The sequence below is a fragment of the Pseudoalteromonas sp. SR41-4 genome (genome assembly GCF_014163985.1).
Lineage (GTDB): Bacteria > Pseudomonadota > Gammaproteobacteria > Enterobacterales > Alteromonadaceae > Pseudoalteromonas > Pseudoalteromonas rhizosphaerae.
Window position 1 is genome coordinate 1 of the sequence record NZ_JACJEI010000062.1, and the last position, 7,487, is coordinate 7,487.

General features: G+C 42.2%; 8 protein-coding genes. All 8 read right to left on the bottom strand.

From position 1 onward, the window contains the following. Window positions 1–126: 126 nt before the first annotated feature. Entirely contained in the window at window positions 127–1,554 is a 1,428-nt protein-coding gene (locus tag H5180_RS23075) for an NAD-dependent succinate-semialdehyde dehydrogenase (RefSeq protein ID WP_182732653.1), read from the bottom strand. Window positions 1,555–1,988: 434 nt separating this feature from the next. Further along, the gene (gene fdx / locus H5180_RS23080) at window positions 1,989–2,327 is read right to left on the bottom strand and encodes an ISC system 2Fe-2S type ferredoxin (protein ID WP_145236547.1); all 339 of its coding nucleotides are present in this window, start codon (window positions 2,325–2,327) and stop codon (window positions 1,989–1,991) included. A gap of 11 nt (window positions 2,328–2,338) precedes the next feature. After that, window positions 2,339–4,201, bottom strand: a complete 1,863-nt coding sequence (gene hscA, locus H5180_RS23085) for a Fe-S protein assembly chaperone HscA (protein ID WP_145236544.1) — start codon at window positions 4,199–4,201, stop codon at window positions 2,339–2,341. A gap of 51 nt (window positions 4,202–4,252) precedes the next feature. Beyond that, window positions 4,253–4,780: a co-chaperone HscB gene (hscB, locus tag H5180_RS23090; protein ID WP_149980539.1), complete on the bottom strand. Its 528-nt coding sequence runs from the start codon at window positions 4,778–4,780 to the stop codon at window positions 4,253–4,255. A gap of 92 nt (window positions 4,781–4,872) precedes the next feature. Then, complete coding sequence (gene iscA, locus H5180_RS23095) at window positions 4,873–5,196, bottom strand: iron-sulfur cluster assembly protein IscA (RefSeq protein ID WP_145236536.1); 324 nt, start codon at window positions 5,194–5,196, stop codon at window positions 4,873–4,875. Between the two features lie 10 nt (window positions 5,197–5,206). After that, window positions 5,207–5,590, bottom strand: a complete 384-nt coding sequence (gene iscU, locus H5180_RS23100) for a Fe-S cluster assembly scaffold IscU (RefSeq protein ID WP_145236533.1) — start codon at window positions 5,588–5,590, stop codon at window positions 5,207–5,209. A gap of 40 nt (window positions 5,591–5,630) precedes the next feature. Then, window positions 5,631–6,848 (bottom strand): IscS subfamily cysteine desulfurase, encoded by a 1,218-nt coding sequence (locus H5180_RS23105; protein ID WP_182759231.1) that lies wholly within the window; start codon window positions 6,846–6,848, stop codon window positions 5,631–5,633. Between the two features lie 23 nt (window positions 6,849–6,871). Then, window positions 6,872–7,363 (bottom strand): Fe-S cluster assembly transcriptional regulator IscR, encoded by a 492-nt coding sequence (gene iscR, locus H5180_RS23110; protein ID WP_182759232.1) that lies wholly within the window; start codon window positions 7,361–7,363, stop codon window positions 6,872–6,874. Window positions 7,364–7,487 lie beyond the last annotated feature (124 nt).

Sequence of the window (7,487 nt, forward strand, 5' to 3'; positions counted from 1 at the left end):
GGTAAGCGGTAAGCGGTAAGCGGTAAGCGGTAAGCGGTAAGCCAAAAATTTGAGCGTTGCAAATTATTATGTCAACACTTAAAAAGCACTCGGACAGCTTAAAACTTATAGCTTACCGCTCTAAAGCTAAATTTTCATACACACATATTTTTCTTCGAGGTACTCGTCGAGCCCTTGGTGGCCACCTTCGCGACCAAGACCTGACTGCTTAACCCCACCGAACGGTGCTACGGGGTTTGATATTAACCCTTCGTTAATACCTACCATGCCGTACTCTAACGCTTCGCTCACTCGGTATATTTGTTTCAAATCTTGGCTATAAAAATAAGCAGCTAAACCATAAGGCACATCGTTGGCCAGTGCTAAAACTTCAGGCTCTTCATCAAATACAATGATACTCACCACCGGGCCAAAAACTTCTTGATGGTAAATGTCCATCTCCGCAGTTACCCCATTTAAAATAAGCGGTGCTTGATAGTTACCACCAAGCTCAACATTATCACCTATTTGTACCGCACCTTTTGCTTTGGCATCTGCAACCAACTCTTGTACTTTTTGCTTAGCTTTAGGATAAATCAACGGCCCTATATCTGTTGCGTCATCAAGCCCATTACCGACTTTCAGTGCTGTAACTTTTTTAGCTAATTTATCAACAACTTGATCAAGCACGCTACGCTGTACAAAAATACGGTTAGCGGCGACGCAAGTTTGCCCGCCATTTCTAAATTTTGCCCCCATAAGTCCCGTTACCGCTTCATCCAAATCGGCATTATCAAAAATAATAAACGGCGCGTTACCACCAAGTTCCATTGAAGTACGCTTAATAGTAGGGGCACATTGTGCAAGTAATTGCTTACCTACGCCCGTTGAACCGGTAAAAGTGAACTTACGAACAAGTTCAGATTCAGTTAGTAACTCACCCACCATTTTAGCGTTTTCAGAGAGCAATACATTAAAAGCGCCTTTTTCAAAACCGGCTTGGTCAGCCAAATAAGCTAATGCTAAAGCACATAAAGGTGTATGTTCCGAAGGTTTTAGTACAAAGCTACACCCAGCGGCATAGGCTGGTGCAACTTTACGGGTAACCATAGCAATTGGAAAATTCCAAGGAGTTATGCCTGCAACCACACCAATAGGCTGTTTAAAACTAGTTAAACGATGATTGTCATCAGTGGCGGGGATCACATCACCATAGCTACGTTTGGCTTGCTCTGCGAACCACTTAATAAACCCAGCCCCATATTCAACTTCACCAAGGGCTTCTTTTAATGGTTTACCTTGCTCTTTAGTCATTAATTCAGCAAGGGTTTGTTTATGCTGCATAACCAGTTCAAACCAACGCATTAATACATTACTACGCGTTGTGGCATTGGTGGCTTTGAGTTTAATAAATGCGCCGTGAGCGGCGTTGATGGCTTTATGAACCCCATCATCATCGATATCACTTACCATGATGATGCTTTGCTGTGTAGCGGGATCATCAACACTAAAGTGTTTTTCAGTAGAGTAAAACTCACCGTTAATGAAAGAGTTGTTAAATAGTAGATTATTCATAAAACCTCCAAAGCAATTATTACGGCATATAGCCAATGTTATGTTCACCACCGATAAGTGAAAGGTACTAGGTCAAAGGCAAAGACTAGATCCACCTAAAATCTAACATCTCAATACAACCGCGCGACATAAAGCCGCGCCTACACAAATTCAAACATTGATGCCAAACCGTAGCCGCGTGAGCGTAAATGAGAAGATATACCCTTCACTTATCTCTAAAGCGCAGCGCACTCTTAACCTCTTTGTGAATAAATCACTTAAATCTTTCGCGGCTAAAGCCGGCTCCTACGCAAATTCAAACATTGATGCCAAACCCGTAGGCGCAAGTTTACCTCGCGCAATTTTCGACCTTTATAAACAAAAACACCGCGTTCAAATTGAGCGCGGTGTTTTCTTTAAAGCTTAAGGTTTACAACTTATAGCTGCGCTTTAAATCAATGCTCTTCATTAACGATATTGAGATTGTACTTCGGTATTTCAACTATTAAGTCTTCATCACGGATTATTGCTTGGCAACCTAGGCGTGATTCAGGCTCTAAACCCCATGCTTTATCTAGCATGTCGTCTTCAAGCTCGTCACTTTCATCAAGTGAGTCAAAACCTTCACGAATAACTAAATGACAAGTGGTACACGCACATGACTTTTCACAAGCATGTGGAATACTGATACCGTTTTTAAGTGCAACATTAAGAACTGTTTCACCACTTGGTGCATCAATTGCAGCGCCGTCAGGACATAATTCCGGATGGGGAAGAAAAATAATTTGTGGCATTCTAACCTCTTTTAAACGTTGTCTACTGACTGCCCTTGCAGTGCTTTTTTGATCGATGCATCCATTCTTAACTCAGCAAATTTACTGCTGGCGTTATCAACTTTCTCAATGGCTGCTTTTATTTGATTTGGCTCGGTAGCTGTCTCACGAACTGTAACTAGCTTCGCTATTTCAGCGTTCAAGTTAGTTAATTCATGTTCAGCAAGTAAAGCACTGTCTGTTGCTAATGATGCATAAAGTGCTTCGATAACACGCAATGCTTCAACTTGTTGCTCTTTGAGCATACGCGCTTGCATATCATCTTTGGCATTAGTCATCGACTCTTTAAGCATATTCGCTACTTGGTCATCTGACAAACCAAACGATGGTTTAACCTGGATTTCAGCTTGTACGCCAGTTGATTTTTCCATTGCAGATACGCTAAGTAAGCCATCGGCATCGACTTTAAAGGTCACACGAATATGCGCCGCACCGGCTGCCATTGGTGGAATACCTTTTAAGCTAAATTTAGCCAACGAACGGCAATCATCAACTAGCTCTCGTTCACCTTGCAATACATGCAGAGACATTGCAGTTTGACCATCTTTAAAAGTGGTAAACTCTTGTGCTCGTGCTACAGGTATAGTGGTATTACGCGGAATAATCTTTTCCACTAAGCCGCCCATAGTCTCAAGTCCAAGCGACAGTGGTAATACATCAAGTAACAACATGTCTGAATCAGGCTTGTTGCCCACTAACACATCCGCTTGTAATGCTGCACCAAGTGCAACGACGCGGTCCGGATCAATAGAGGTAAGCGGCTCTTTATTAAAAAATTCAGCGACTTGGTTACGTACGATTGGCATTCGGGTTGAACCGCCGACCATAACTACTTGCAGTACTTCGTCGTTTGTAATACCAGCATCTTTAACTGCACGGCGACACGAACGGAGTGTTTTTTTCACCAGCACCATGGCTAGTTCTTCAAACTTTTCGCGAGTGACTTCAACCGTGTATTTTTCATCATCAAACTCAAGACCAACATTCACTTTAGCATATTGGCTTAGTGCTTCTTTACAAGCTTTAGCTTTATTAATAAATAAGCGTAATACTGATGGAGATAGCGTCATCACACCGGTTTCACGTTTAAAATGATCCACTAATAATGAGTCAAAATCATCACCACCTAGACTTGAATCACCACCGGTTGCCAGTACTTCAAATACACCTTGGTTTAAACGCAAGATTGAAATATCAAAGGTACCGCCGCCTAAATCATAAACTGCGATAATGCCTTCTTGGCCTGAATCTAAACCATAAGCAACCGCGGCTGCAGTTGGCTCGTTTAATAAACGCAGTACATTAATACCAGCAAGCTCCGCAGCATCTTTGGTGCTTTGGCGCTGTGCATCATCAAAATAAGCAGGTACTGTGATCACGGCACCTAAAATATCTTGCCCTGCAAAGCTTTCTTCGGCGCGTTGCTTTAATGCTTTTAAAATATCGCTTGATGCGGTGATTGGGCTGATGTTGCCAGCCGCGGTGGTAATCGCTAATGCGCCATCATGCTGACAAAAATCATACGGTAATTGGCCGTAGCTTTGCTCTATTTCAGCTTGAGTTTTACCTAAAAAACGTTTAACTGAAATTAAAGTATTTACAGGATCTTGTGTTGCAGCTTGAGCGGCAAGTTCGCCTACTGTTATACCATCAGCGGCGTAACGTACAACAGACGGTAACATGGCTGCGCCATTAACATCGGTTAATGTACGGGCTTCGCCACTTTGTACTGTCGCAACAAGTGAGTTGGTAGTACCAAGGTCAATACCAATTGCTAACTTATGTTCATGTGGTGCCGCGCTCTGCCCCGGCTCAGCAATCTGCAATAATGCCATAATGATCTTTAACTCTTGTTTGACTTACCAATGGTGCAGTAAGTTAGATAATTAATCGTCGAATAAACTGTCTTCAATACGCTCTAATTCATCTCGTAATTTATACACGAACTTTAATTTTCGAATGCTATCAGCGGCTAACTGCCATTGCTGCTCGTCATTACTTGCCAATTGCTCAGCAAGTTGCGCGCTGTATTGGCTGTCTAGTTGTTTTATTTGCTTCTCGAACTGAGCAATCGCTGTGTCTGGATCATCGCTTGTGCTTAGCTCTTCAAGCTCTTCACGTAATTCCATTTGCTGCATTAAAAACAGTGGATCTTGTAGTGTTTGCTGCTCGGCACGAATATCAACACCCAATTCACTCAGCATGTATTCTGCGCGCTTTACCGGATGCTTTAAAATTTGTAAGGCATCATTAATTTCTGCGGTATTTTGTACGGCTAATAACTTATCACGGCTGCTGGCATTGGCATGGCGATCTGGATGAACGGCACGCTGGAGTTCGAGGTAATTCTTAGTTACTTTTGCCAAATCTACATTGTAATCAACGGGTATCGCAAACAATTCAAAATAGCGCATAATTCCAACCATGCCAACAATCTATTGGCTTAAAATTCAGATAGAACAAAGCCCTACAGGTGCAGGGCTTAAGAGTACAATCACTTTATTGTTTATACTGTGAAACTTTCGCCACAACCACACTCATCAGCTTGATTTGGGTTAATAAATTTAAACCCTTCGTTCAAACCTTCTTTAGTGTAATCAAGCTCGGTGCCATCAATATAAACTAAGCTTTTAGCGTCGACGATTACTTTAACCCCTTTAGATTCAAATACTTCGTCGCCTTCAGATAACTCGTCAACAAACTCAAGAACATATGCAAGACCTGAACAGCCCGTCGTTTTAATGCCTACGCGCAGGCCTAAGCCTTTTCCGCGATTTGCTAAAAATGATTCTACGCGGTTTACTGCCGCTTCTGTCAATGTCACTGCCATGATTTATCTCTTACTTCGCTTGTTTACTTTTGTAATCTGCAATTGCTGCTTGAATTGCATCTTCAGCTAAAATTGAACAGTGAATTTTCACTGGAGGCAATTCAAGCTCAGCACTGATATCAGTGTTTTTGATCATTGCAGCTTCATCTAAGGTCTTGCCTTTAACCCACTCTGTTACAAGTGACGATGAAGCAATTGCGCTACCACAACCGTATGTTTTAAATTTAGCATCTTCAATTATGCCTGCAGCTGATACTTTAATTTGCAGCTTCATTACGTCACCACATGCTGGTGCGCCAACCATACCCGTTGCTACTGATGGATCATTTTTGTCTAATACACCTACGTTACGTGGGTTTTCAACATGATCGATTACTTTATCACTATACGCCATAATTCTATCCTCATTACCTGCTAGTGGATGTGCTCGTCAATTAATGATGAGCCCATTCAACTGAATCTAAATCAACACCCTCTTGATGCATTTCCCAAAGAGGAGACATCTCACGTAAGCGACCGATAGAGTTTTTCATTAAATTGACGGTATAATCAATCTCTTCTTCGGTGGTAAAACGACCAATACTAAAACGAATTGAGCTGTGTGCTAATTCATCGTTGCGGCCAAGCGCACGTAATACATAAGAAGGCTCTAAACTTGCTGAAGTACAGGCAGAACCTGATGATACAGCAATATCTTTAACAGCCATCAATAACGACTCACCTTCAACAAAGTTAAAGCTGATGTTAATTATTCCTGGTACTGATTGGTCCGGCGTACCGTTAAAGTACACTTCATCCATATCAGCCATAATGCCATCAATTAAACGCTTACGAAGCGCGCTGATGTGAGCATGATCTTTTTCGAAATCTTGTTTGGCAATTCTAAATGCAGCACCCATACCAACCAACTGGTGAGTCGCTAGCGTACCAGAGCGCATTCCACGCTCATGACCACCACCATGCATTTGTGCTTCTAAACGAGCACGCGGTTTACGGCGAACATACAATGCACCGATGCCTTTCGGGCCATATACTTTGTGCGCTGAGAATGACATAAAATCAACTTTAAGCTGTTGCACGTCGATTAAAACTTTACCGGCACTTTGTGCAGCATCAACGTGGAACATGATTTTACGTTCGCGACACATTTCGCCAATAGTCGCGATATCTTGAATTACACCTAGCTCGTTGTTTACATGCATAATGCTCACTAATACTGTGTCATCGCGCATTGTGTCGGCTAATTTTTTTAAATCAAGTAGGCCGTTTTCTTCAACGTCCATATAGGTTACTTCAAACCCTTGACGCTCTAGCTCACGACAGGTGTCGATCACTGCTTTATGCTCAGTTTTAGCGGTAATAACGTGCTTACCTTTCTTTTTATAAAACTGTGCTGCGCCTTTAATTGCAAGGTTGTTTGATTCTGTCGCACCCGAAGTGAAAACGATTTCACGTGGGTCTGCGTTAATTAAATCTGCGATATCAGTACGAGCTTGATCAATCGCTTCTTCAGCTTGCCAACCAAAACGGTGTGAACGTGATGCAGGGTTACCAAAATTGCCATCCATTGTTAGGCATTGCATCATTTCTTTTGCTACACGCTCGTCAACTGGCGTGGTTGCTGCGTAATCTAAATAAATCGGTAACTTCATTTCTTTCTCCGCTGGACGCCAACTTATAGTTGGCAGCTTACTTGAATATTTTCCAATTGCTTAAGTGCATTATTAACGCTGTTATCTTGGCGAGATGAAACTTCCTTCACATCTGACTTTTCCACCAATTCAGCAAGGGTAATACCGTTTAAAAAGTCTTCTATTCTGATACTTAGATCAGACCATAAGGTGTGAGTTAAACACCGCATACCGCTTTGACAGCCGCCCGTTGCACCATGGCATCGGGTTGCATCTATTGATTCATCAACGGCGTTGATCACATCACCAACCGAAATTGCATGCGTTTCTCGACCGAGTAAATAACCACCACCAGGTCCACGCACTGAGCTGACTAAACCACTTTTACGTAACCGGGCAAATAACTGCTCTAGATACGACAAAGAAATTTCTTGTCGTTCTGAAATATCAGCAAGGGGAACTGGCCCTACATTTGTATGTAGCGCAACATCCAGCATCGCTGTGACGGCATACCTGCCTTTTGATGTTAACTTCATGGAGCCCCCGCACTAAAGAGTGCAAATTTTAATTACCAGAGTAAAATAGTCAAGTATTAAATAAAGTCTAGGTTCTAGGTTCTAGGTTCTAGGTTCTAGGTTCTAGGTTCTACAAAGTTTATAT